The organism is Undibacterium sp. RuTC16W (genome assembly GCF_049339445.1).
In the GTDB taxonomy this organism is placed as follows: Bacteria; Pseudomonadota; Gammaproteobacteria; order Burkholderiales; family Burkholderiaceae_D; genus Undibacterium.
The window spans coordinates 1-331 of the sequence record NZ_JBMPPE010000091.1 but is presented as its reverse complement, the minus strand read 5'-3'; the positions used below and the strand labels follow the sequence as shown (position 1 = coordinate 331).

The 331-nt window shown below is 65.9% G+C and carries 1 other RNA gene; it reads right to left on the bottom strand.

The features are described 5' to 3' along the window. Positions 1 to 330, bottom strand: a transfer-messenger RNA (tmRNA) gene (gene ssrA / locus ACO0K4_RS19645); the annotation flags it as partial. Position 331 lies beyond the last annotated feature (1 nt).

Genomic DNA, 331 nt, shown 5'->3' with positions numbered 1-331 from the left:
GCCTTCTCCGGGCAGTTCTACATGCGTAGCCGGCTGGTTTGGATCTCACGCCCCGGGCCGCGCAGCGGCACGCTGCCCGGGATGCCAGTCACTGGATCTTGCGCCACGTCTCGTGACCCGGCGTGGCGCACAGCCGATGTGGATGACCCCGCCGCCCGTCGCCTTGCAGCTTCAGACCCAGCCCATCGGCGAGCTGGTGCGGGGCTCGCCGGTGTTAAGCGGCGAGGGCGAAACGTTCGTCGTTCGCAGTTACTTCGTTTCCAGTGGATTTACGAGCGAACTGGTGCTCGGCATGCCCTGCGTCGGATCCGAACCCACGTCGAAACCTGGT